Genomic DNA, 21,814 nt, shown 5'->3' with positions numbered 1-21,814 from the left:
GAGACGGGGCCGCAGAGTAACAAGCATTCCCGGATAGACTAGTCTCTCCAGGTAATTCTTGGAATTCAGACTGGGGGACGACCGATGAGCCAGTACACGACGGTGGCGAGTGCGCCGGCGATGGGCGAGGCGAGCACACCCAGCAGGTAGAGCTGCGAGCAGCCGCCCTCAGCGCAGCCGATGCGGCCGTAGGCGAGGGCGCCGGCGAGCAGGAGCGGCACGTGCATGCCGATGAAGAAGACGCCCAGGCCCCGCACGACGAGCCCGCGGTACCAGGTGCGGGTCCACAATCGGAAGACGATGGGGACCAGGACGAGGGTGCTGGTGGTGGCGGCGGCGAGCACCCCTTGGCGCGCGGACACCGCCACGCACGCGAGGGCGGCGAGTGCCAGGGAGGGCACCAGGAGCAGCGCGTTGAGGGACAGGGGCTCCCGGTGACGCATGACGCGCTCGGAACGCTGGCAGAGCAGGTGCCCGGAGGCAAGCGCGTCCCACGCGGGTGTCGGGCAGGAAGCCTTACGCGGCGACCGCGCCTTCACCCAGCAGTCGCGTGTACCGGCCGCGCAGCGCGAGCAGCTCCGCGTGAGTGCCCGCCTCGACGATGCGGCCCTCCTCCACCACGGCGATGACGTCCGCGTCGCGCACGGTGGACAACCGGTGCGCAATCACCAGCACCGTGCGCCCGCGCATCAGCGTCTCCAGCCCGGCGCCCACCGCGGCCTCGCTCTCCGCGTCCAGCGCGCTCGTCGGCTCGTCCAACAGCAACACCGACGGCTTGCACAGGAACGCTCTCGCCAGCGCCAGCCGCTGCCGCTGTCCACCTGACAGCCTCGCTCCGCGCTCACCCACGGACTCGTCCAGTCCCCCCGGCAGCGCGCGCACGAAGTCCTCCGCGTGCGCCAGCTTCAACGCCTCCCACAACTCCGCGTCCGTCGCCTCCGGCCGTCCCAGTCGCAGGTTGTGGCGCACCGTGCCCGAGAACAACACCGGCTCCTGCGGCACCCACGCGAGCTGTCCCCGCACGCTCGACGGCTTGAGCGACGACAGCGGCGTGTCGTCCCACGACACCTGTCCACCCGACGTCGGCAGGAAGCCCAGCAGCACGGAGAACAGCGTCGTCTTCCCCGCGCCGGACGGCCCCACCAGCGCCACGCGCTTGCCCGCGGGCACCACCAGGTCCACGCCGCGCAGCGCCTCGCGCCCGTCCTGGTACGTGGCCCTCACGTCCTTCAGCACGAGCGCCTTCGACAACGGCCGCGCGTCGTCACCCGTGTCCGGAGGTGAAGGCTCGTCCGCGATGGCGAACAGCCGCTCCGCCGCGGCCAGGCCCGTGAGCACCTGCGACAGCGTGCCGCTCAGCGACTTCACCGGCTGGTACAAGAGCAGCGCCGCGGCCAGGAACGACAGCAGCCGCCCGGCCAGCTCCGGGTCCGCCGACACGGCGCGCGCGCCCCACGCCACCGCCATGGCCACGCCCGCGATGCCCAGCAGCTCCACCGTGGGGCTCACCGCGCCGCGCAGGAACAGCGAGCGGCGCATCTCGCCCAGGTACTTGTCCGCCTCCACGTCGAAGGCCTCGAGCGCCCGCGCCTGCCCGCCGTACGCCTGCACCACCGGCAGGTTTTGCAGCTGCTCGGCCATCAGCGACGTCTGCAATCCCAGACTCTGCAGCGAGCGGGCGGCGACCTTCTTCAGCGAGCGGGCGAAGCGATTGATGGGCAGCACGGTCACCGGCACCACGATGAACGTGAAGAGGAAAAGCTTCGCGTCGATGAGGAAGCACGTCGTCAGCAGGGCCAACGCCTGCAGCCCATCCTTCACGTACGATGACAACGCCTGCGTGATGGAGAACTCCACCAACGGCACGTCCGACGTGAAGCGCGCGAGCAGCTCCCCCGAGTGACGCCGCTCGAAGAACGCGGGCGGCTGTCCGAGCAGGCGCCCGTAGAGGAAGCCTCGCAAATCCGCCATCACCCGCTGGCCCAACCGCTGCATCAGCCCGCCCTGGAGGAACTGGGCCGCGGCCTTCACCAGCGCGAGCGCGATGACCACCAGCGGCAGTCGTCGCAACAACGCATCACCCGGCAGCGACACGCCCGCCACCGTGACGGGCTGACTCGTGAGCACCGCGCGCAAGAGCGGACCGACGACCCACGCGTACGCGGACGTGGCCACCGCGGCGACCAGGGACGCGCCCACTCCCGCCGCGAGCAGCGGACGATAGGGACGCAGATAGCCGAGGAGTCGGCGGTAGACGTGTGCGGAAGGACGAGGAGCCACTGTTCGGCGGCGGACTCTGTCACTGAGTCGTCAGGAGGTCCACGTCCAGGGGCGCCTCGCGCGTCGTGCCCCGTCGCCTGCCCTGCCACCAACCATCACCGGCAGGCAGGCCCGTTCCATTGCCCCCCTTCATCCCTGCGGACAGCTTCAGGGGAGCCATGGACACCAATAACGAAAAAGAGGTCCTTTTCAATCCGGGCTGCGAGCCGGTGGTTGAAGACGAGGAGCGTCGCCGGCTCCTGTGGCTCATGGCCGAGTACTTCCGCACCATCGGATACACGGACATCAAGGCCCGTCTCCCCGGCTTCATGCCGCCTCCCATCCTGTCGGGCACCATCGAGGATGCGCGTCCCGACTTCACCTGCCGCCAATCCGATTCGGCGCGCACACCCATCATCCTGGAGATCGTCACCCCGAGCATGGTGGAGGAGCCGACCGCGGAGAACCGCTGGAGCCTGCTGGCCAGCGCCGCCAAGCTCTACAACGCGGAGCTCCACTTCGTGGTGCCCAAGTGGGCCTCCACCGGCGCCGTGGACCCGACGCTCAAGCGCCGCCTCGCCCGCATGGAACTCACCGCCAACCGCGTGTGGACCGTCTAGGCCCACCCGCCTCAACCCAGGCTCGATGCCCTCTCTCGCCGCCCGGCGGGCCCCACGGCCCCCGGGCGGCCCTCGTTTCAACCCCCTCGGATTGCTGGCGCGTTCGGCTGCGTTATAGTGACTCAGAGTTTTTCGCTGAGTCAAAAAGTCCAGCAAATTCCAGGGGTTGAAGCGAATGCCAGCGGCGGCGGGACAGAAACGCGACTACTACGAGGTCTTGGGTGTGGCCAAGACCGTCTCCGCGCAGGAGCTGAAGAGCGCGTTTCGCAAGGTGGCGCTCCAGTACCACCCGGATCGCAACCCGGGGAACAACGAGGCCGAGGAGAAGTTCAAGGAGGCCTCGGAAGCGTACGAGGTGCTGAGCGACCCTGACCGGCGGGCGAAGTACGACCGCTTCGGGCACTCGGGCAACCCCTTCGAGGGCTTCGGCGGCGCGGGCGGCGGGTTCCAGGGCGTCAACATCAACGACATCTTCGGTGAGATCTTCGGCGACATCTTCGGCGGTGGCCGGGGTGGCGGGCGCCGGACCAGCTCGCGCGGCGCGGACCTGCGCTACAACCTGGAGATCACCTTCGAGGAGGCCGCGTTCGGCAGCCGGCCCAAGGTGACGATTCCCCGGCCGAAGAAGTGCGAGACGTGCAGCGGCTCGGGCAGCAAGAGCGGCGCGGGCCCGCGTCCTTGCGGCACCTGCGGCGGCAACGGCGAGCTGCGCTACACCCAGGGCTTCTTCGCGGTGTCGCGTCCGTGTGGTGACTGCGGCGGCACCGGCGCGGTGGTGCCGGACCCGTGCGCGCGCTGCAAGGGCTCCGGCAAGACGCCTTCGGAAGAGGTCATCGAGGTGGCCATCCCGGCGGGCGTGGACAACGGCACGCGCGTGCGGCTGACCGGCATGGGCGAGCCGGGCGACAGGGGCGGGCCTCCGGGCGACCTCTACGTCACCGTCATCGTCAAGGAGCACCCGCTCTTCCAGCGCGAGGAGTACGAGGTCTTCTGCGAGGTGCCCATCTCCTTCACCCACGCGGCGCTGGGCGCGAAGATCGACGTCCCCACGCTCGACGGGAAGGTGAAGATGACCATCCCAGCCGGCACCCAGTCCGGAAAAGTCTTCAGGCTCAAGGCCAAGGGCATCCCCCACCTGCACAGCCAGCAGCGCGGAGACCAGCACGTGCGCGTGGTGGTGGAGACGCCCACGGAGCTGTCCTCCAAGCAGCGCGAGCTGCTCGAGAAGCTCGCGGAGCTGTCGGGCGAGGAGTCCCATCCCCAGTCGAAGAGCTTCTTCGCCAAGGTGAAGGAGCTGTTCGGCTGACGCGGTGAGGCCGGACCTCCCGTGTCCGGCTGGCCGCTCCACGTGGAGGCCCGGGAATCCATGGAGCGTGGCCCCAGGGCCGCGCGGGCGTGGTCCGGGCGCCGCGCCAACGTGAGGAAGTCAACGCAGGCCGGGGCATGGGCCGCATGGGCATGAAGGGTGCAGCAGGCGAGGGGTTCCACGAGGAATCTTCTCCCCGCTCCGTTGTCGACGGAGGCGCGTCGCCGCGCTATGCACCCCACTGCCATGGAAGTCCTGCCTACCTTGCGCCGCTCGCTCATCGTCGCGCTGGCCCTGCTGCTGACGGCCTGTCCTCGTTCCTCCCGCATTCCGTCCGGTGGCACCACGGGCGAGGAAGTGCCCACGGGGGACCCGTTCCCGAAGAAGCCCGCCATCGAGGTGAGGAAGGACGCGTCCGCCGACGCGGCGCTCGCCCAGGCGCGGCAGACGGCCCAGGCCACGCCGGACAAGAAGCAGGCCGCGGAGGCCTACCTGTCGGTGCGCAAGGCGTACCCGGCGACGACGGCGGGCCAGGACGCGCTCTATCAGGCGGGTGTCCTGTTCTTCGAGTCGAAGGACTACGTCAACGCGCGCAAGTCCTTCAACGAGCTGCTCTTCGAGAACCCGCTCTACACCCAGGCCGAGGACGCCAAGCGCAAGCTGGCGCTGTCCGCCATGGAGGTGGGCGCGTACCGGGACGCGTACCAGACGCTGTCCAGCCTCGCCGAGCGCGCCGAGGGCGCCGAGAAGGAGCAGCTGCTGCGTGACGCTGCGCGCGCGGCCGAGGGCGCGGGCCTCTACGGCCAGTCGCTGACGATGGCGGTGGAGCAGGCGGGGAAGGCGAAGACGCAGGCGGAGCGCGACGCCGCGGTGGCCCGGGTGGAGGCGCTGGTGGAGGGGCGCGCGGACTTCGTGGACATCGCGCGCGTGGCGGACGGGCTGTCGCCGTCCAACCCGGCCTGGCCCGTGCTCACCTTCAAGCTGGCGCGCGTCTACTACCACCTGCGCGAGTGGAACCGGCTGGAGGAGACGCTCAACCGCTTCCTCGCGGAGGCGCCCAACAGTCCGTTCGCGCCCCAGGCCCGGGAGCTGCTCGCGCGCGCCACGCGGCGCGTGGAGGCCAGGCCCCGCACGGTGGGCGTGCTGCTGCCCATGACGGGCCGCTACCAGCCCATCGGCGAGGCGGTGCTGCGCGGCATCCAGCTGGGCCTGGAGGGCAGCGACATCGAGCTGGTGGTGAAGGACACGCAGGGCGACGTGAACAAGACGGGCCAGGCGATGGAGCAGCTCGCCTTCGACGACGGCGCCATTGCTGTCCTGGGGCCGGTGCTCGCGGAGGACTCCAAGCGCGCGGCGCTGGTGGCCGAGGAGCTCCAGGTGCCGCTGCTCACCATGACGCGGCAGGACGGCGTCACGGACCTGGGCGCGTACGTGTTCCGCAACATGCTGACCAACGCCGCGCAGGCCAACGCCGTCGCGGACTACGCCATCAACGTGAAGGGCTACAAGAAGTTCGCCCTGCTGTACCCGAACATCCCGTACGGCGTGGAGCTGGCGAACGAGTTCTGGGACCAGGTGGTGGACCAGGGCGGCGTGGTGCGCGGCGCGGAGCGCTACTCGCACGACCAGACGACGTTCACCCAGGAAGCCAAGAAGCTGGTGGGCCGCTACTACCTGGAGGACCGCGGCGACTACGTGGAGGGCGTGCGTGACTTGCAGGGTGAGAACCTGGACGCCTTCCGCCGCCGCAAGGCGCTGGAGAAGGTGAAGAGCAACGTCGAGCCCATCATCGACTTCGAGGCCATCTTCATGCCGGACGACTGGCGGCGGGTGAGCCTGGTGGCCCCGGCGCTGGCGGTGGAGGACATCGTCACCAACGCGTGCGACCCGCGCGATTTGGAGCGCATCCGCAAGACGACGGGCAAGAAGGAGCTGAAGACGGTGACGCTCTTCGGCGCCAACCAGTGGAGCAGCCCCAAGGGGCGCTCGGGCCTGCCGGAGCTCATCGAGCGCGGCGGCAAGTTCGTCACCTGCTCGGTGTACGTGGACGGCTTCTTCGTGGACTCGCAGCGTCCGGCCACGCGCAACTTCGTGCGCAAGTACCGCGAGTCGTACAAGCAGGAGACGGGCAAGGACCCGGGCCTGCTGGAGGCCATCGGCTACGACTCCGGCCGCATGCTGCGCCAGCTCGTGGAGAAGAAGGAGGGCGCTCCTCGCACGCGCGCGCAGATGCGTGAGTCGCTCGCCAACCTGAAGGACTTCGACGGTGCCACCGGCCGCACCTCGTTCAACGACAAGCGCGAGGCGGTGAAGCAGCTGTTCCTCCTGTCCATCGACAACAAGGGCGTCACCGAAATCAACGTGGACAAGGAGCGCGAGAAGGCGACCTCCGCGACGGGAGGCTCGGGTTCATGAGGTGTGGGGTGGGGCTGCTGGCGGCGGCGCTGCTGGCGGCGGGTGGTGGTGGGTGCGCGCACGGTGTCGCGGCGCTGCCCTCGGACGTGGTGTCCCGGCTGGACGAGACGCCGGGCGCCTATGTCACGGGCGCGACGGCGGGGCTGGGCAAGGGCGCGGTCCTCAACCGGACGGACTTCATCTGGGGCCTGGACTTCTCGCCCCGGCAGCGGCGCGTGGCGTACACGCGGCTGGGCTCGCGCTCGTACTTCCTGACGCTGTGGGCGCTGGAGACGCCGCCCCGGAAGTTGGGGGACCCGGCCCTCAACCCGTACGAGTTCGACGTGGAGGGCGTGGCCTTCTCGCCGGACGGCGGGCTGGTCGCCACGGCGGGGCGTGACGGCGCGGTGCGCCTGTTCGACGCGGCCACGGGTGAGTCCAAGGGTGTGCGCGTCACCGAGGAGCCGCTGTCCGTGGTGGCCTTCCACCCCGAGGGCAAGTGGTTGGTGGCGGGTGGGGCGAAGGGGCTGCTCACGGTGCTGGCGGTGCCGGACCTGGCCTACGTGTCCGAGGAGCGTGGGCACGAGGGGCCGGTGAGCGGCGTGGCCTTCTCCCCGGACGGGACGCTGTACTCGGGCGGTTGGGACAAGCACGTGCGCGCGTGGAACACCGAGGTGCAGTCGCTGTCGCCGCAGGAGGCGCGGGTGCGCTTCGAGCGGCGGGGCGGCTCGGCCATCGTGGTGGGCGCGCTCAACGGCAAGACGCCGGTGGGCTTCACGTTGGATGCGCGGGTGCCCCAGGTGGTCATCACCCGCGAGGCCGCGTCGCAGGCGGGCATCGACCTGTCTCAGCTGAAGGACACGGTGGACGTGCCGGGCGCGCTGGGCACGACGCAGGCGCGGGTGGCGCGGGGACAGTCGCTGCGCTTCAAGGCGCTGGAGGTGCGCGACGTGGACGTGGCGGTGTGCGACGCGTGCGTGCCCCAGGGGTTCCAGGGCGTGCTGGGCGCGCCGTTCTCCGAGAAGGTGGACGTGGCCTTCGACGAGCAGACGCTGGAGGCGCGCCTGACGCTGAAGGGCGGTGTCCAGGCGGGCGCGGCGGTGGTGGACACGCTGGTGCTCGCGCGACGCTCGGACTTCACGTTCCCCGCGTACGTCAGCGACGTGACGGTGGACGCCCGGGGCGCTCGGCTGGGCGTGGGGTTGTCGGAGCAGAAGCCGGAGCGGGACCGCGCCGTGTACGAGCGCGAGCGCAAGGGCGTCGAGGAGCCTCGGGGCGACTTCAACGCGGGCGCGGTGGTGGATGCGGCGAGTGGGAAGGTGCTGCACAAGTGGCCCGTGCACCGGGGCGTGGTGTCGACGGCGGCGATTTCTCCGGATGGGCGCTCGCTCGTGTCCGGGGGCTGGGACAAGCAGGTGCACCTCTTCACGGAGGGGCAGGAGTCCGCGCGGGGCTCGTACGGCTTCGACTGGTCCGTGCGCCGTGTGCGCTTCAGCCCGGATGGGCGCAGGGTGGGCGTGGCCGCGTGGACGCCGCAGGTGGCCAGCAGCTCCGGGGAGAGCGACCCGTCCGCGGTGCTGCTCGACGTGGGCTACGTCGACGGAGCCACCGTGGTTCCTCCGGGGGCGCCTGTCGTCCCGTAGCGCTGGGCTGGCTCGCGCGCCGTCTGGGAGGGCACGAGCCGTGCTGGCTGACTCGACTCAGAAGTTGAAGAAGATGTGCTCGCGAGGCACGCCGCGCTCTCGCAGCGCCTCGATGACACCCTGGGACATGCCGGGCTGTCCGCACACGAAGGCGCGAGCGTCCGCGACGGCTTCTTCCCCCAGGTGGGTCTGCACGTAGCCGGTGAGCCCCTGCCAACCGCTGGCGCCGGGCTGGCTGACGGTGCGCACCACCTGCACGCCGCCGTCCTCCCACGTGTGCAGCTCGCCCTGGTACGCGAAGGCCCCGGGCGTGCGCGCGCCGAAGTAGAGCTTCACGCGGCCAAAGAGCGAACGGTCCCGACGCACGGTGGCGATGACGGGCCGGATGGCGGAGATGCCGGAGCCGGTGGCGAACAGCAGCACGTCATGCCCGCGCGCCCGCTCCACGGGGAATCCCCGGCCCTCGGGGGCGGACACCTGCACCTGCGCGCCGAGCGGCAGGCGGATGAGCGCGTCGGGCAGCGGGCTGCCGTCCTTGAGCAGGAACTCCCAGCGAAGCCCCTGGACCTCGGGTGGAGAGGCGATGGCGAACATCCCTGGCTGGAGCCCGGGCAGGCTCATCCGGACGTACTGGCCGGGGTGCGCGTGGGTCCCCACCAGGGGCGTGCCCTGGATGTCGAGCACGAGGTCGGTGAGCCCATCGGCTGCGGGGGTGCGGGCGGTGACGGTGGCCGGATGCCAGTCGGGCATGGTGAGTGCGGTTCTAACCCGTGTGTCGGGCGAGTGCTGCCCCTGGTAGCCTGGGGCGGTGAAGAGTCTCTTGTGGATAATCCTGTTCATGCTCGGCCTGGCCGGCGTGCTCATTCCGCTGACGTATCTCTATACGGCCAGCAAGCTGCCCCAGCTCGAGAGCGAGTTCGACGTCGAGAAGCTGCTCAAGCACAGCATCGAGGGCGAGCGGATGAGCCTGCGCGCGGGCCAGTTCGAGCGCAACCCGCGCCCCATCACCTTCAACCGGCCGGACTTCTCCCGGCTGCCCAAGGACCTGGTGGCGCTCTACATCCGCCACATGGACTGCCCGCGCTACTTCCAGACGCCGCGCGAGGATGGCGCGGCCTGGGCCTGGCGCCTGTTCGTGGGCGCCACGGTGGGCTCGTCCCCGCCGGGCGAGGGCGCCTGTGAGCGGCTGTTGGCCATGCGCATCGCCCAGTCGCTGGGCATCTCCGGCAAGCTGGAGCTGACCGTCGCCGCGCACCGGCTGCACACCTTCATGCAGAAGGACCAGCTCATCGCGTACGACCTGGCCATCCTCTACTTCGAGCGCGGCATCGTCGGCGTGGAGGACGCGGCCTTCCGGCTCTTCAAGAAGGAGCTCAACGAGCTGCAGCTCCAGGAGTTCGCCGAGCTCCAGCTCGCGCTGCCTCCGTTCTACCGCTACTGGGACATCCGCCAGTGCAAGAACCCCACGGTGCTGCGGCAGGACCGCGACACGCTGCTGGGAGACCTGGCCGGGTGGAAGCTGGTGAGCGAGGACCGCGCGCGCAACGCGACGTCCCAGAAGCTCGGCTGCATGGAGTGAGCGGGACGCTCGGGCGCGCGCCGCTGCGCCCGGGCCTCAGTCCTTCTTGATGAAGACCCTCTCCAGGTGGTCGAGACCCACCTGGACGTTGCGCAGGGCCTCGGCGTCGCTGGCCTCCTTGGCTGCGGTGCGGAGTGTGGCCAGTGAGTTGATCATGGCGTCCGGGCTCGTCACCCGCTCCTGCTCCATGAGCTCGGGGAGGGCGTCCTCCAGCGACTCGATGCGCTTGAGCACCCTGGCGCGTGACTGCGTGTCCAAGGGAAGGGCGGAGGACTTGCTCGGGCTCGAGGGGCGTTCAGTGGGAGCCAGCGTCTCCGGTGCCTCAGGGGTGGGACGGGTCGCGCGCGAGGACTTCACGGCCAGCGACTTCTTCGCGGTGGTGGCCGAGCCCTCGGACTTCATGGCGTCCTCCGCTTCGGACTCAGGCGGGGCGCCCGTGGGCGCGCTCGCCGCCGCCAGTGGACCACCGGGCTGTCCGCTCGCGCCAGCGACGGTGGGGACCTGCTGCTCCGGAGTGGTGCTCCCGGGATTCTGACCCTCACCGAGCGCCGCGGCTCCGACGGAGCCACCCTCCACCGGGACCTGCTGACCGGCGCGAGCCGCATCACCCGTCGCCACGGCGAGCTGTCCCGCGCGAGCCTCGTTCTCTGCATCCACGACGGGATGCTCGACGCGGGCCGTGTCATCGGTCGCCGCGGCGAGACGCTCGGCCTGGGCATCCTCCCGAGCCTTCGCGGCGAGACGCTCTGCGTGGGCGTCGTCCCGAGCCTCCGCGGCGAGACGCCCGGCGCGAACATCCACCTCGCGCTGCGGCGTGAGCGGCACGGCGCGGGCCGGCTCGTGCATGATCAACGCCGCACCGCCGGCGAGCAGCAGCACGGCCGTCCCCACCGCCACGGCCACGGGCAGGTGCTTGCGCGTGGGCGCATCCAGCACGGCCGTCGGCCGGAGGCCCCGCTCCGCGCCCAGCTCCGTCGGCGCGGGCACGGGCGCGGTGGGCCTGTGCGAGGCGGCGGCGTCCGGGACGGACGGCTTCGGGTGGGTGGGAGCGAGCGCGCTCGCGTTGGAGTGGGTGGTGGAGCGCAGGGAGCGGCGCAGCTTGTGGAGCTGCTGCCGGAGCGCGTCCGCCGAGTTGGGGCGCGCCTCCGGGTCCTTGGTCAGCATCTGCAGGATGAACGCATCCAGCGCGGGAGGCAGGTCGGGGACGAACTCCGACGGCCGGGGTGGACGCGCCTCCACGTGCTTCATCAGCAGGTCCACCGGCGAGCTGCCGATGAAGGGCAGCCGCCCCGTCACCATCTCGAACGTCACGACGCCCAGCGCGTAGAGGTCGGTCATCGGACCCACCTCCTGGCCTCGCGCCTGCTCCGGAGCCATGTACTCCGGCGTGCCCACCACCATGTCCGTGCGCGTCTGCGCGGTGCGGCCGGTGGGGCCCTGGCCCCGCTTGGCGAGACCGAAGTCCAGCACCTTCACGTACCGCGAGCCGTCCGGCTGGTGGACCATGAAGATGTTGCTCGGCTTCAGGTCCCGGTGCACCACGCCCGCGCCGTGCGCCGCGGCGAGCGCCGCCAGCACCTCGTCCAGGATGGGCAGCGCCTCCAGCACGGGCAGCCGCGTCCTCTCCGAGAGCACCGCGTCGAGCGGCTGGCCCTCCAGGTACTCCATGACGATGTACTGCCGACCGTCGGGCACCTGGCCGAAGCCGAAGATGTCGATGATGCCGCGGTGGCGGATGGCGTTCACCGCGCGCGCCTCGGCGAGCAGCCGCTCCACCTGCTCGGTGGAGTGCGCCAGCTCCGGGCGCAGCACCTTCACCGCCACGCGCTTGCCGATGAGCGGCTGGATGCCCTCGTACACCAGCCCCATCCCGCCCACGCCCACCCGAGCGCGCAGCTCGTACTCACCAAGCTTCAGGCCGATGAGCGGATCCCTCATGGACTCCGCCGAGGCCTCCAGGGTGCTCTGCACGATGACCTTCGGCTCGTCGGCCCCCGGCGATGCCGGTGCCGGCGGTGGGACGTGGAACGCAGCGAGTGCCACGGTGCCATCCCGCGGGCACACACCGGTGTCGGCGGGGACGGGAAGACCACAGGTTTCGCAGTTCAGCTCGGAAGCCATCTCAGGAAGAAAGGCCAGCGTAGCAAGACCGGGAGGGGGGCGCGATGGGCTTCGGACCTGAGTGCAGGGCGAGCGTTCAGGCGACGCACACCCCAAGTGCCCCCGACGCTCCTCCAGCGTCGGTCAGCCGACGGATGTCCCTACGGCGAGGTAGGACAGCCCAACGTCGGCACGGACGCGCCGGGTTCGCCCGCAGGGCCCGCGCTCGGTCCGCCATCGCCGCCCGGCCCCTGGGTGATGGTCGTCCCCGCGTCGCCCTGAGTCACCTGCGCGCGTGTGCACCAGATGCCCACCGAGGGGCCACCGCCACCACCACCGCCAGGCCCACCCGCGCCGCCGTTGCCGCCCTTGCCACCAGGACCGCCGGCGCCGCTCTTGTAGGTCATGTCCTCGACGTTGGTGCGCCCCACGGTCAGGCCGCCCTCACCGCCGGAGCCCCCGCGGCCACCCGCGCCGCCCCGGCCACCCGCGCCGCCGCCGAGCGTCTCGATGGACGTGGCCGTCTCCAACGTCACGCTCGAGTCGAACAGCAGCAGGCCGATGGAGGCACCGCCGCCACCGCCACCCGCGCCGCCCTGGCCGCCGCAGCCGCCCGCGCCGCCGCCGCTGCCTCCGGGGCTGGCGGGCTCGGGGAGTTGGGGGCTCGACTGGATGACGCAGCTGCCACCACTGCCGCCGCCGCCGCCGCCCGTGCCAGACGTCCCCGCCTCACCCGCGACGCCGTTCTGGCTCGCGCCCACCGTCCACGTCCCGTCGATCTCCGACAAGGTCCCCATTCCCGCGCCGAACGCGCCCGCGTCCCCAGGGATGCCCGCGACGCCCGCGTCTCCCGCGAAGCCGTCGCCCGCGCCACAACTGCAGGTGGAGGGGGAGGACCGACAGTCCCTCGTGTCCAGGGCCCCACCCAAGCCACCCGTGCCTCCCGTCGCAGGACCTCCCGCCTGGGGCTGCCCGGGGGCTCCGTCGTTGCCCACGGTCTTGTGAACTCCGTGGGCGCCGTCTCCGCCTGAGCGCGAGCCCTCCTCGCCGGGGCACGCCAGGTTGATGCCGCCCGCGCCACCCTCACCCGGCACGTTCGTGCTGGTGGGGAGCGTCTTGGTGCCCTCGCCGCCGTCGGGGCCCGGTGCTCCGGCGTCCCCATTCGCGCCATCCTGGCCCGCGCCGCCGCGTCCCGCCGCGAGCACGGTGTGGCGCAGCCGCACGTCCGAGCCGATGACGCGCAGGGCGATGGAGGGCTGTCCTGGCGCCTGTCCATCCGCGGAGCTCACGCGCAGGTACTCCAGCACGACGCCCGCGTCCGACAGACCGCGCACGGTGAGCGCGGTGGGGCCGGCCTCCAACTGGGCCACCTGGGTGCCGACGCGGCGCCAGCCCCCATCACGCCCCGCGTAGCCGCCGTGGAGGGAGACGGGGACGTCCAGCGTCAGCTCACCCTCCTGGTACGCCCCGCCCGCCAGGTACACCCGCGTGGGCGCGCCGCCGTCCCACTGGCGCACGAGCGACAGCGCGTGGCCGAGCGTGCGCAGCGGCGCGTCGCGCGAGCCCGTGCCGTCGACGTCGCTGCCGTTCACGGGGTCGACGAACAGGCCCTCGCTGGCGCGGCCATCCACGCCATCGCAGTCGGAGTCCTCGAAGGAGTCGTCCGGCGTGTCGTCGATGGCGGTGTTGGGGATGCAGCGTCCGGCGTCAGGCACCTGCTCGCACCGGCCCTCGTCGAGGCAGCGCTTCTGCGCGGCGTCGAAGTCGTAGCAACCGCCGGCGGCGAGCACCGCGCCGAGTGCCGCGCCCAAGGCGCCGAGCGTCCAGGTCTTCCGCATGGGTCCTCTCGAGGTCATGGCCACGTCCCGGACAGGCCCACCATGGCGCCACCCGAAGTCACGGTGGCGGAGGGGACGACCTTCGCGGGCGGGTCCTCCGGCCACAGGAACATCACCGCGCCGGCGACGAGCCCCGCCGCGCCCAAGCCGAAGGCCACGCGGCTCACCGTCTGCGCGTTCTTCCCCTGGGACACCAGCGCGTCCGAGTCACGCAAGGGGAGGTCCGTGCCGCCGGTCTCCAGCGTGTCGTAGCGGTCCTTGGCCTTCAGGTAGAACACCGTCCCCACGCCCGCGAGCACCACGCCGCCCGCCGCGGGCAGCCACGCCCAGCGTCGCGCGGAGGAGGACTTCTGCACGATGGCGGGAGCCTCCGGCACGGTGGATGTCTCGGGGCCGGGCTCGGAGGCGCCGGGCCGGGTCACGCGCGTGGGCGGGGGGACGTCGTCGATGCGCGGTGCGGGGGGCGGGGGGCGCAGGGCGCGCAGCGTCGCGGGCAGCACCACGTCCAGCGTCTGCGTGAGCGCGTCCAGCAGTCGGTCCTCGAGCACGTCGGAGACGGAGTGCTCGGAGATGAGCGCGCCGTCCTTGGCCGCGTGGGTCTTCACTCCCGCGCGGTAGCCCTGTGGTTTTCGCACCAGCTCCGTGATGAGCACGACCTCCGCCTGGCTGGCGGTGCCCAACCACTGGAGACAGGGGGCCTCCGTGCGCTTGCAGCGCAGCAGCGCGCGCCGCTTCGTGGCGGGCATCTTCCGGGTGACGTTGTCCATCCGGATGACGCGCACGCCTCGCGCCTCGAGCTGCGCCGTGACGTGCTCGCGCGCGAAATCCACGATGTGTGAGGGGGTTCCCGTCGCGTCTGGAGGCGCGACCAACACGCTCAAGGGCCCTTGTGGGGCGGGGAGCGCGGGCGCCTGCGCGGCGACCACGGTGAGGACGGCGACGAGGGAGATCAACACGCGAGCACTTTCCCCCCGACACGACCTCCTCGCAAGGCCGGGAATCAGGGGTGACTCACCTCGGGGGGGGCGTCACGCTCGCGGGCGGTGCGTGCGGTGGCGGGGGACTCCACCACCCGGGTAGGGCGATGGAGTCGTGACCCAAATGTTCAGCGACGAGGCCGCCTCAATGGACCACCGAGGATCTGCATCCGTGAAGCCGCTGGGAGCGGCGCCATGGATTCAGCGGTGAGGGCGCGCAAGGGCGGGGCGATTCAACCTCGGCAGCTGCCGGGCGCGTCCCATCCGCTCCGCGACGAGGCCGCTCCGACGGAGTCTCCTCCCTGGCGGGGACATGGATGCTGTCCCCGCACTGGGCGGCGAGGCTTCTTCGAGGAACACGGTGCGGCTCCGCCTCCGCGGAGCCCGGGCCCCCACCTGCTCAGCGACGAGGCCGCTCCGACGGCGCGGGGCGGATCTGCGTCTTCTCGGAGCCGCCCTGGGGCTCGGCTGTCGCACCCGTGTCCTCGTCTTCGTCGTCGACGTGGGCGGGCATGGACGGCGGGGGCCTGCGCGCGGCGAGCGCGGGGCGTGCCCCGGGAGGCGGCGGCCTGGGCGGCGGCGTGCCCGGGCGACGCGGCGGCGGAGCACGGCCCGCGTCGGTGAGCAGCTCCTCATCCACCTCCACCTTGGCCTCGGCCGCGTGGTCCATCCCGCTGGCGAACGGGCTGCGGCTGGGGGGCGGCGTCTTGTCGTCGTCGCTCTCGGGAGGCGGCGGCGGGCGCGCGGCGGCGGGAGGCCGGGCGGCGGCCTGACCCGCGGGCGGCGTGGCGCTGGCCACCCGGGGCGGCGCGGCCGGCGGCATGGCGGGCTTCGAGGTGGGCAGGTTCGCGGGGACCTGCACCTGCACGGGCGCGGCGGCGGGCGCGGGCGCTCCACCCGCCTTGGCGGCCTTGGCCTCGCGCGCGTCCTGCTTGAGCTTCTCCTCGAAGGCGGACCACTCCTGCTTGAAGTGCGAGGGGTCCGGCTGTCCCTCCTCGCGGTGCTTCAGCGAGGGCGCCCATCGCACGGTGTACGACTCACCGGCGTGGAACGTGGGCGGAGGCGGCAGGCCGTAGGTGGCCGGGTCGAAGAACGAGTCCTCCAAGTCGTTGAAGCCGTACGCCTTCGCCTTGGCGACGAAGTTGGGGATGATGCCCGTGGGCGCGTGGTAGCCCAGGATGTGGTCGTCCTCGTCCTTGGCCACCGGCGTGAAGACGAAGATGTCCTGCGTGCGGTAGTCGCCCTTCTCGTTGAGCGGCAGCACCTCCGACAGGGCAATCGTCTTGCGGCTGCCGTCGTGCAGACGCTCGCAGCAGATGACGAAGTTGATGGCGCTGGCCACCTGCGCGCGCACGGCCACCATGGGCAGCTCCACGCCGGACATGAGGCACAAGGACTCGATGCGGCGCAGCGTGTCCGTGGGCGTGTTGGCGTGCGTGGTGGCCAGCGAGCCGCCGTGGCCCGTGTTCATCGCCTGCATCAGGTGGAACGCCTCGCCGCCGCGCACCTCGCCGACGACGATTCGGTCCGGGCGCAGACGCAGCGCCGAGTGCAGCAGGTCTCCCATGTCCACGCCGCCCTTGCCGAACTTGTCCGGCGGACGGCTCTCGAAGGCGACCACGTGCGTCTGGTTGAGCTGGAGCTCGGCCGAGTCCTCGATGGTGAGGATGCGCTCCTCGTCGGGGATGAGCGACGAGACGATGTTGAGCAGCGTCGTCTTGCCGGAGCCCGTGCCGCCGGCCACCAGCATGTTGAGCTTGGTGGCGATGCCCGCCTCGATGAGCCGCGCCATCTGGGGCGTCAGCGAGCCGAACTTCAGGAGCGACTGGACGGTCAGCTTCTCCTTGAAGAACTTGCGGATGGAGATGGTGGTGCCGCGGCGGGCAATCGGCGGAATCACCACGTGGATGCGGCTGCCGTCCGGCAGGCGCGCGTCCAGGCGCGGGCGCTCGTCGGTGAGCATGCGGCCGACGAACTGGGCCATGTTGCGCGCGGCGCCGATGAGGCCTTCCTCGGTGAAGGCCGCGTCCGTCTTCGTCAGTCGGCCCTTCTTCTCGATCCACACGTCGGTGGGGCCGTTGATCATGATCTCCGACACCGCCTCGTCGTCCAGATAGGGCAGGACGGGCTTGAGGAAGGCGCGGAGTGACTCGGTGTACATCGTCATGGCGCCACCCAGGCTAGCGCGCCCGGGGCCTTCCCCCCAAGAACCCGTCCCGCCCGCCCGGTCGCTTCCAGTCCGGCTGTCGGGCCCCGGACGCCGGGACGAAAGCGGTGGGCCCCCCGCGTGGGCGGTGCTTCAATGTCCGACCTCGTTGGTCGGACGGGGAGTCACGCCATGTTGAAGGACGGGTTGCCGGAGGACTGGAAGCGGGAGCTCAAGTCCGCGCTCGATTCACCCTCGTTCCAGGACCTGGAGGGCTTCGTCGCCCGGGAGCGCGAGGCCGCCACCGTCTTCCCCTCGGAGGAGGACCTCTTCTCCGCCTTCCGGCTGACGCCCTACGCGGACGTGCGCGTGCTGCTCCTGGGCCAGGACCCGTACCACGGGCCCGGGCAGGCACACGGGCTGGCGTTCTCCGTGAAGCCCGGCGTGCCCTCGCCGCCCTCGCTGGTGAACATCTTCAAGGAGCTGGAGGCGGACGTGAAGCAACCCCGTCCCAAGACGGGCTCCCTCATCCCCTGGGCCGAGCAGGGTGTGCTCCTGCTCAACGCCGTGCTCACCGTGCGCCAGGCCCAGCCCAACAGCCACGCGGGCCACGGCTGGGAGGACTTCACCGACGCCGTCATCCGCGCGGTGAGCGCCAAGCAGGACGCCGTCGTCTTCCTCCTCTGGGGCAAGTACGCCCAGAAGAAGAAGAAGCTCATCGATGCCAGGCGCCACGTGGTCATCGAGGGCACCCACCCCTCGCCCCTGTCGGCCAGCAGCGGCTTCTTCGGCAGCAAGCCCTTCAGCAAGGTGAACCAGGCCCTGGAGTCCAAGGGCCGCCCCCCGGTCGACTGGCGCCTGTCCCAGTGAAGAAGCGGGCCGCACCGCGCGTCCGGGCACGAAGGCCGTGCCTCCAGGACGAGGCTTGATACGGTGCGTCGCGACATGACCGCCGCCTTCGTCGCCGCCTCCACGCCCGAGCCGCTGGAACCCAACGTCTACCGCACCCGCTTCCACGCGGACTGGTACCAGGGGAGGGGCGCCTACGGCGGCGTGGTGGCGGGCACGGCGCTGCGCGCGCTGGAGCACACGCTGGCCGACGCGGCCCGGCCGGTGCGCTCCTTCACGATGCACTTCTGCTCCCCCGCGGTGGAGGGCGAGGCGCGGGTGCTGACGCGAATCGAGCGCGCCGGCAAGCTCGTCACCCACGCCACGGTGCGGGTGGAGAACGACGCGGGCGTGGTGGCCGTGGGCAGCGCGACCTTCGGCGCCTCGCGCGGCGGGGCCCTGGAGTACCTGGACCTGACGCCCCCCAAGGTCCCGTCCCCGCTGGAGGTCCCGGCGACACCCGACGACGTGCCCATGCCGGACTTCTGCCGCCACTTCGAGTTCCGCTTCTGCCTGGGCTCGGCGCCGTACTCGGGTTCGGACGTGGCGGAGACGGGCGGGTGGCTGCGCCCCCGGCAGCCCACGGTGCTGGACGCGCCCCTGTGCGTGGGGTTGATGGACGCCTATCCCCCGGCGGCCCTCTCCCGCGTGGAGGGCTTCCGCCCGGCGGCCACGGTGGACTTCACCGTGCACTTCTTCCACCCGCTGCCCATGCCCGGGCTGAAGCCGGACGCCCACTTCCTGCGCACCGGCCGCTCGCGTCAGGCAGGGGAGGGCTACGCGGACGACTACCAGCAGCTGTGGACCGAGGACGGCGTGCTCCTGGCCCAGTGCCGCCAGCTCTTCGTCGTCATGGGCGGCTGAAGACCGGACGGCCTCCCGCCATCTGGTAGTGTCGGCGGCGTGCAAGTGCTCTGGGTCGTCGTCACCGCCATCTCCGCGCTGCTCGCGGCGGTGGGTGTCCTCTTCGTGGTCGCCGGTCTCAAGGACGTCCTGCGCGCCCGGCGCACCCTGAGCTGGCCCACGGCGCCGGGCACCATCCGCTCCGCCGAGGAGTTCGAGCGCCGCCTCCCCGTGGCCGGCCCGGCAGAGCCCCGCATCCACTACGAGGCCGTCGTCCAGTACGAGTACACCGTGGGCCGCGTGCTGGTCGGCACCTCCACCCTGCGCGTGGACCCCGCCGCGTACACCAACCCGGAGCACGCCCAGTCCGTCCTCCGGCGCTATCCCCCGGGGCAGGCCGTCCGGGTCGCCTACAACCCGGCGGACCCCACCGACGCGGTGCTGGAGCCCGGCGCGCACGCGCCCAGCTTCGTGCGGCTGGGGCTGGGGCTGGGGCTGGTGGCGCTCGGCGCCTGCATGCCGCTGGTGGCGCGCTGGTTCGCGGCGCGGCTGTAGGAAAATCTCCGTCCTGGACGCAACTGATCCACGTCCTCCGCGACAATCCCTTCACATTCTTTCCCGGCCAGTCCCCGGCCGAGGTCCGCCATGAGCGATCGCTCCTCCATCCGTCGCGGTCAGCAGAACCCGGTTCGCACCAGCCAGACGTCGCAGAACGGCTCGGTGGTGAAGAACACGACCACGGAGAAGGTCGTCAAGGACACCAACACGGGCGTCCAGACCACCTTTGATAACGGCCGGCTCCAGAGCCACTTCGAGCGTGAGAAGAGCACCACGCAGAACTGGAACACCAGCTACAGCCACGAGTCCCAGCACGAGTCCTCGGGCCGCGTGACGGGCGCCATGGCGAGCCTGCTGGGCGCCATCCCGAAGGTCGGCATCGACGGCCAGTTCACCAAGGGCGCGGCGGTCAAGAAGTTCGAGGGCGGCTTCGGCGACGCCAACAGCGTGGCCCAGGGCTACGGCAAGGTGAGCCTGCTCGAGGCCGAGCTCAAGGGCTCCGGCGAGGTGGGCATCGAGGGCGGCAAGCTGTTCGCCCGCGGCGATTTGGACGCGAAGGCCACGCTGGTGGACGCCGAGGGCACGCTGCGCGCGGGTGTCGGCCCCATCCAGGCGGAGCTGCAGGGCAAGGCGTGGGTGGGCGCGAAGGCGGGTCTCCACGGTGAAGTGACGGTGGACCCCATCAACGGCAAGTACGCGGCCCGCGTCGGTGGTGACGCGTTCATCGGCGCCCGCGCCGGTGCCACGGGCACGGTGAAGCTGGGCGACTACGGCGGCGTCACGGGCCGTGCGGAGGCCTGGGCCGGTGTGGGTGTCTCGGCGCGCGCCGAGGCCAGCTGGGACAACGGCCGCTTCAAGGCCCGCGTGGACTTCGGCGCGGCCCTGGGCGTGGGCTTCAAGCTCGGCTTCGACGTGGACATCAACTTCGGCAAGATTGCGGACGCGGTGAAGAGCGTCGTCGAGAAGCCCATCGAAGTGGCCAAGAATGTGGTGAAGTCCGTCGGCAACTTCTTCAAGGGGCTGTTTGGCTGATGGCGGAGACCGCCAGGTACGACGCACTTCTCGCAGCCGGGGAGCTGGACCAGGCACGCCGGGAGGCCGAGGCCGCGCTCAAGCGCGACGCCTCGGACCTGGCGGCCCGGGTCGCGCTCGCCCGGCTCGCGGCATTCGATGGCAACGAGGCCCAGGCCGAGTCATGGCTCGCGGGCGTGAGCGCGGAGGAGCCGGACGTGCAGCTGGTCCGGGCCGCGCTGCTCACCCGGCGAGGTGACGCGGCGGGCGCCCTGGCGCTCTACCGGAAGGTGGCGAAGGCGCGGCCCCAGAAGGCCGAGGCCTGGTTCGGCCAGGGCTACCTCCTGGCGGAGCAGGGCGACAACGCCGGCGCCCGCACCGCGCTCGAGCAGGCGGTGAAGCTGTCGCCGAGCACGGCCATCCATCACTTCCACCTGGGGCGCGTGCTCTTCGCCCAGGAGAACCTGAAGGACGGCTTCCACCACCTCCAGGAGTCGCTGCGCCTCAACCCGAGGCACGGGCCCAGCTACCTGGTGCTCGCGGTGGCGCTCCAGGCCGGCGGTGAGCTGGGCGCGGCCGAGGAGCTGTTGCTGACGGGCATCAAGGCGCTCGACGGCGACCCGTACCTGCTCAACGCGCTGTGCAACGTGCAGCTGGCGCGCGGCAACCTGAGCGGCGCGGTGGCCACGGCGGAGACGCTGGCGCGCGTGGAGCCGGACGCTCCCGCGGCGCAGGCGAACCTGGCGCGGCTGCGGCTGGCGCAGGGGCGGCTGACCGACGCGCTGGAGCTGTGCAAGAAGCTGGCGTCGCGCGGACAGGCCACCGCGCAGAGCTGCATGGTCGAGGGCATGGCGCTGGAGGCCATCGAGCCGGTGGACATCCCCGCCGCGCTGACGGCGTGGCGCGAGGCCATGAAGCTGGACCCGGATGACTGGGCCCCCGCCAACAACCTGGGCAATCTGCTGATGCGCATCCCGGAGGACGAGCTCCCGGGCGCGGGCCAGCAGGCACTGGAGGTGCTGGAAGAGGCGCACCGCCGCGCGCCGGAGCGCCCCGAGCCGCAGCTCAACCTGGCGCTCGTGAGCGCGCGCCTGGGCGACAAGCCGCGGGCGACGCAGATGGCTCAGTCGCTCTTGAAGCTGGAGCGCCTGGACCCCGAGTGGCGCGATCAGGCCGAGCGGCTCATCAAGGCGCTGGCCTCCTGAGCGGATGTGACGGACGGGCGCTCACGGGCGCCCGTCCCCAGACATGAAACCCGTGTTTCACGCCGCCACGTTGGCGAGCTGCTTCATGAGCAGGCGAATCAGCTCCACGGGGTGGATGGGCTTGGGCAGCAGCTCCGCGCCGTAGCGGATGGCGACGGGGATGAGGTCGTCCAACTGCTCGTGGCCGGTGAGGAAGATGAAGGGCGCGTCGCACTCCTTCAGCTCGCGCATGGCGATGAGCACGTCCGCGCCGTTCATCGACGGCATGTTGTAGTCGCAGAGGATGGCGGAGATGCTCCCCAGCTCCTCCTGGAACGCGCTCTCGGGTGACTGCACCGTGCGCACCTGGAAGCCGGCGCTCTGCAGGATGTCCGTCACCAGCGAGAGCACGAACAGGTCATCGTCAATCACCAGCACGGTCTGCATCACACGCTCTCCCGGCAAGCC

At 71.3% G+C, this 21,814-nt stretch carries 18 protein-coding genes; 10 read left to right on the top strand and 8 right to left on the bottom strand.

Going from position 1 to position 21,814, the window contains the following annotated elements; translation table 11 throughout:
* Nucleotides 1-65: 65 nt before the first annotated feature.
* Together LXT21_RS09225 and LXT21_RS09220 are read right to left on the bottom strand one after the other, a co-directional pair.
* Nucleotides 66-443 (bottom strand): hypothetical protein, encoded by a 378-nt coding sequence (locus tag LXT21_RS09225; protein ID WP_254037715.1) that lies wholly within the window; start codon nt 441-443, stop codon nt 66-68.
* Between the two features lie 73 nt (nt 444-516).
* On the bottom strand, nt 517-2,280 hold the full coding sequence (locus LXT21_RS09220) for an ABC transporter ATP-binding protein (RefSeq protein ID WP_254037714.1): 1,764 nt from the start codon (nt 2,278-2,280) through the stop codon (nt 517-519).
* Nucleotides 2,281-2,438: 158 nt separating this feature from the next.
* Between LXT21_RS09220 and LXT21_RS09215 the strand changes: the two genes are divergently transcribed.
* The 4 genes from LXT21_RS09215 to LXT21_RS09200 all read left to right on the top strand — a co-directional run bounded on the left by LXT21_RS09215 (nt 2,439) and on the right by LXT21_RS09200 (nt 8,222).
* Nucleotides 2,439-2,879 carry a hypothetical protein gene (locus LXT21_RS09215; protein WP_046710872.1) on the top strand — a complete coding sequence of 147 codons (441 nt, stop codon included), beginning with the start codon at nt 2,439-2,441 and terminating at the stop codon, nt 2,877-2,879.
* Between the two features lie 175 nt (nt 2,880-3,054).
* A complete protein-coding gene (gene dnaJ, locus LXT21_RS09210) occupies nt 3,055-4,185 on the top strand; it encodes a molecular chaperone DnaJ (RefSeq protein ID WP_254037782.1) in 1,131 nt (376 codons plus the stop codon).
* Between the two features lie 246 nt (nt 4,186-4,431).
* Nucleotides 4,432-6,600, top strand: coding sequence for a penicillin-binding protein activator (locus LXT21_RS09205; protein WP_254037713.1), 2,169 nt, complete (start codon nt 4,432-4,434; stop codon nt 6,598-6,600).
* Nucleotides 6,597-8,222 (top strand): WD40 repeat domain-containing protein, encoded by a 1,626-nt coding sequence (locus LXT21_RS09200; RefSeq protein ID WP_254037712.1) that lies wholly within the window; start codon nt 6,597-6,599, stop codon nt 8,220-8,222. Before LXT21_RS09205 ends, LXT21_RS09200 begins: the two co-directional genes overlap by 4 nt.
* A gap of 57 nt (nt 8,223-8,279) precedes the next feature.
* On the opposite strand, the gene LXT21_RS09195 is transcribed toward LXT21_RS09200, so the two are convergent.
* Nucleotides 8,280-8,972, bottom strand: coding sequence for a ferredoxin reductase domain-containing protein (locus LXT21_RS09195; RefSeq protein WP_254037711.1), 693 nt, complete (start codon nt 8,970-8,972; stop codon nt 8,280-8,282).
* Between the two features lie 88 nt (nt 8,973-9,060).
* Here LXT21_RS09195 and LXT21_RS09190 point away from each other — a divergent pair, with 88 nt between their 5' ends.
* Nucleotides 9,061-9,801 (top strand): transglycosylase domain-containing protein, encoded by a 741-nt coding sequence (locus LXT21_RS09190; RefSeq protein ID WP_254037710.1) that lies wholly within the window; start codon nt 9,061-9,063, stop codon nt 9,799-9,801.
* A gap of 36 nt (nt 9,802-9,837) precedes the next feature.
* Here the strand turns inward: LXT21_RS09190 and LXT21_RS09185 are convergent, their stop codons facing one another.
* The 4 genes from LXT21_RS09185 to LXT21_RS09170 form a co-directional block, all read right to left on the bottom strand.
* Nucleotides 9,838-11,922 (bottom strand): protein kinase domain-containing protein, encoded by a 2,085-nt coding sequence (locus LXT21_RS09185; protein WP_254037709.1) that lies wholly within the window; start codon nt 11,920-11,922, stop codon nt 9,838-9,840.
* Nucleotides 11,923-12,062: 140 nt separating this feature from the next.
* On the bottom strand, nt 12,063-13,739 hold the full coding sequence (locus LXT21_RS45155; RefSeq protein WP_267145397.1) for a hypothetical protein: 1,677 nt from the start codon (nt 13,737-13,739) through the stop codon (nt 12,063-12,065).
* Between the two features lie 14 nt (nt 13,740-13,753).
* Nucleotides 13,754-14,695, bottom strand: coding sequence for a hypothetical protein (locus LXT21_RS09175; RefSeq protein WP_254037708.1), 942 nt, complete (start codon nt 14,693-14,695; stop codon nt 13,754-13,756).
* A gap of 421 nt (nt 14,696-15,116) precedes the next feature.
* Nucleotides 15,117-16,883: a CpaF family protein gene (locus LXT21_RS09170; RefSeq protein WP_254037707.1), complete on the bottom strand. Its 1,767-nt coding sequence runs from the start codon at nt 16,881-16,883 to the stop codon at nt 15,117-15,119.
* Between the two features lie 171 nt (nt 16,884-17,054).
* Here LXT21_RS09170 and ung point away from each other — a divergent pair, with 171 nt between their 5' ends.
* The 5 genes from ung (at nt 17,055) to LXT21_RS09145 (ending at nt 21,367) form a co-directional block, all read left to right on the top strand.
* Nucleotides 17,055-17,732: a uracil-DNA glycosylase gene (gene ung, locus LXT21_RS09165; RefSeq protein ID WP_254037706.1), complete on the top strand. Its 678-nt coding sequence runs from the start codon at nt 17,055-17,057 to the stop codon at nt 17,730-17,732.
* Nucleotides 17,733-17,795: 63 nt separating this feature from the next.
* Nucleotides 17,796-18,614 carry an acyl-CoA thioesterase gene (locus tag LXT21_RS09160; protein ID WP_254037705.1) on the top strand — a complete coding sequence of 273 codons (819 nt, stop codon included), beginning with the start codon at nt 17,796-17,798 and terminating at the stop codon, nt 18,612-18,614.
* Between the two features lie 39 nt (nt 18,615-18,653).
* A complete protein-coding gene (locus LXT21_RS09155) occupies nt 18,654-19,148 on the top strand; it encodes a DUF3592 domain-containing protein (protein ID WP_254037704.1) in 495 nt (164 codons plus the stop codon).
* A gap of 90 nt (nt 19,149-19,238) precedes the next feature.
* Nucleotides 19,239-20,183 (top strand): hypothetical protein, encoded by a 945-nt coding sequence (locus LXT21_RS09150; protein WP_254037703.1) that lies wholly within the window; start codon nt 19,239-19,241, stop codon nt 20,181-20,183.
* Nucleotides 20,183-21,367, top strand: a complete 1,185-nt coding sequence (locus tag LXT21_RS09145; RefSeq protein WP_254037702.1) for a tetratricopeptide repeat protein — start codon at nt 20,183-20,185, stop codon at nt 21,365-21,367. The genes LXT21_RS09150 and LXT21_RS09145 overlap by 1 nt, the downstream gene beginning before the upstream one ends.
* A 57-nt stretch (nt 21,368-21,424) precedes the next feature.
* Here LXT21_RS09145 and LXT21_RS09140 read toward each other — a convergent pair whose 3' ends face one another.
* Nucleotides 21,425-21,793, bottom strand: coding sequence for a response regulator (locus tag LXT21_RS09140; protein WP_254037701.1), 369 nt, complete (start codon nt 21,791-21,793; stop codon nt 21,425-21,427).
* Between the last annotated feature and the right edge of the window lie 21 nt (nt 21,794-21,814).

Source organism: Myxococcus guangdongensis (assembly GCF_024198255.1).
GTDB classification, from domain to species: Bacteria; Myxococcota; Myxococcia; order Myxococcales; family Myxococcaceae; genus Myxococcus; species Myxococcus guangdongensis.
This window is presented reverse-complemented; position numbering and strand designations above follow the sequence as displayed.

Bases quoted from the DNA above. Each gene is read 5' to 3' on its own strand.
- ung (WP_254037706.1), top strand. From the start codon at position 17,055: ATGTTGAAGGACGGGTTGCCGGAGGACTGGAAGCGGGAGCTCAAGTCC.
- LXT21_RS09215 (WP_046710872.1), top strand. From the start codon at position 2,439: ATGGACACCAATAACGAAAAAGAGGTCCTTTTCAATCCGGGCTGCGAG.
- LXT21_RS09200 (WP_254037712.1), top strand. From the start codon at position 6,597: ATGAGGTGTGGGGTGGGGCTGCTGGCGGCGGCGCTGCTGGCGGCGGGT.
- LXT21_RS45155 (WP_267145397.1), bottom strand. From the start codon at position 13,739: ATGCGGAAGACCTGGACGCTCGGCGCCTTGGGCGCGGCACTCGGCGCG.
- LXT21_RS09225 (WP_254037715.1), bottom strand. From the start codon at position 443: ATGCGTCACCGGGAGCCCCTGTCCCTCAACGCGCTGCTCCTGGTGCCC.
- LXT21_RS09185 (WP_254037709.1), bottom strand. From the start codon at position 11,922: ATGGCTTCCGAGCTGAACTGCGAAACCTGTGGTCTTCCCGTCCCCGCC.
- LXT21_RS09195 (WP_254037711.1), bottom strand. From the start codon at position 8,972: ATGCCCGACTGGCATCCGGCCACCGTCACCGCCCGCACCCCCGCAGCC.
- LXT21_RS09170 (WP_254037707.1), bottom strand. From the start codon at position 16,883: ATGACGATGTACACCGAGTCACTCCGCGCCTTCCTCAAGCCCGTCCTG.
- LXT21_RS09145 (WP_254037702.1), top strand. From the start codon at position 20,183: ATGGCGGAGACCGCCAGGTACGACGCACTTCTCGCAGCCGGGGAGCTG.
- dnaJ (WP_254037782.1), top strand. From the start codon at position 3,055: ATGCCAGCGGCGGCGGGACAGAAACGCGACTACTACGAGGTCTTGGGT.
- LXT21_RS09205 (WP_254037713.1), top strand. From the start codon at position 4,432: ATGGAAGTCCTGCCTACCTTGCGCCGCTCGCTCATCGTCGCGCTGGCC.
- LXT21_RS09150 (WP_254037703.1), top strand. From the start codon at position 19,239: ATGAGCGATCGCTCCTCCATCCGTCGCGGTCAGCAGAACCCGGTTCGC.
- LXT21_RS09190 (WP_254037710.1), top strand. From the start codon at position 9,061: ATGCTCGGCCTGGCCGGCGTGCTCATTCCGCTGACGTATCTCTATACG.
- LXT21_RS09140 (WP_254037701.1), bottom strand. From the start codon at position 21,793: ATGCAGACCGTGCTGGTGATTGACGATGACCTGTTCGTGCTCTCGCTG.